We start from the raw sequence: 1,553 nt of genomic DNA, 5'->3' as shown, positions 1-1,553 counted from the left end.
CCAAGTATGGCGATGAGGGTGACTCCGTCCGCACCGAGACCCTCCAGGAACTCGTTGATTCGCTGGAGAAGCCGCGCCGCGTGCTGATCATGGTCAAGGCCGGCAAGCCGGTCGACTCCGTGATCGAGCAGCTCGAGCCGCTGCTGGAAGCGGGCGACATCATCATCGACGCCGGCAACTCGCACTACGAGGACACCCGCCGCCGCGAGGCTGCGCTCGCCAAGAAGGACCTGCACTTCGTCGGCATCGGTGTCTCCGGTGGCGAGGAGGGTGCCCTCAACGGCCCCTCAATCATGCCGGGCGGTTCCAAGGAGTCCTACGACGCTCTCGGCCCGCTGCTGGAAAAGATCGCCGCGCACGTGGACGGCCAGCCCTGCTGCGCCTGGATCGGCACCGACGGCGCCGGCCACTTCGTCAAGATGGTCCACAACGGCATCGAATACGCCGACATGCAGGTCATCGGCGAGGCCTTCGACCTCCTGCGCTCCGGCGCCGGGATCGAACCGGCCGAGCAGGCCAAGATCTTCGAAGAGTGGAACAAGGGCGACCTCGCCTCCTTCCTGATCGAAATCTCCGCCGAGGTCCTCGGCCACGTCGATGCGAAGACCGGCAAGCCGTTCGTCGACGTCGTGGTGGATGCCGCCGGCCAGAAGGGCACCGGCCGCTGGACGGTCATCTCCGCCCTTGAGCTCGGCTCCCCGACGTCGGGCATCGCCGAGTCCGTCTTCGCCCGTGCCCTGTCCTCCCAGGCCGAGCAGCGCGTGCTGGCACAGGAGCTGCTGGCCGGCGGCGAGGCCGCCGTCGAGGTCCCCGAGAGCTTTGTCGAGGACGTCCGCCAGGCGCTCTACGCCTCCAAGCTGGTCTCCTACGCCCAGGGACTGGACATGCTCACCTCCGCGGCCAAGGAATACGGCTGGGACCTGAAGCTGGATGAAATCGCCTCGCTGTGGCGCGGCGGCTGCATCATCCGTGCGGAACTGCTCAAGGAGATCACCAAGGCCTACGCCGCCGCGGAGAAGCCGGCCAACCTGCTCTTCGCCCCGGCGTTCACCAAGGCGATCGCCGAAGTCCTCCCGGCCTGGCGCCGGGTGGTGTCCACCGCGGTGCAGCTCGGCATCCCGGTGCCGGTGTTCTCCTCCTCGCTGGCCTACTACGACGGCCTGCGCCGCAAGCGCCTGCCGGCCGCCGTCATCCAGGGCCAGCGCGACCTCTTCGGGGCGCACACCTACGGCCGCGTCGACGCCGAGGGCACGTTCCACACCCTCTGGGGCGAGGACAAGTCCGAGATCGAGGCAGTCGACACCCACTGACCCACCCCGTTCCGACGCGACGGCCGGCACTTTCCAGATACGCTGGGAGGCGCCGGCCGTCCGTGTTTCCGCACCGCTCCGACCCCAGGAGTTCAGCGCCCAAGGAGTTCAACTCATGCCCCAGCCCGTAGCGTTTGTCACCGGTGCCTCCACCGGCATCGGCTTCGAAACCGCGAAAAAGCTTGCCTCGGCCGGCTTCACCGTCTATGCCGGGGCCCGCCGGGTGGAGCTGATGGAGCCGCT

Annotated in this window: 2 protein-coding genes; both read left to right on the top strand. The window is 68.1% G+C overall.

Features of this window, described 5'->3' with window-relative positions:
• The coding region (gene gndA, locus LQV45_RS31400; protein WP_230011277.1) for an NADP-dependent phosphogluconate dehydrogenase at positions 1-1,310 on the top strand (1,310 nt) is incomplete at its 5' end.
• Between the two features lie 115 nt (positions 1,311-1,425).
• A partial coding sequence (locus tag LQV45_RS31395; protein ID WP_230011279.1) for an SDR family NAD(P)-dependent oxidoreductase occupies positions 1,426-1,553 on the top strand: 128 nt, incomplete at its 3' end.

The organism is Microbacterium sp. Bi128, from assembly GCF_918698205.1.
Note: the sequence above shows the minus strand (reverse complement) of the source record. Positions and strands in the feature narration are given on the sequence as shown.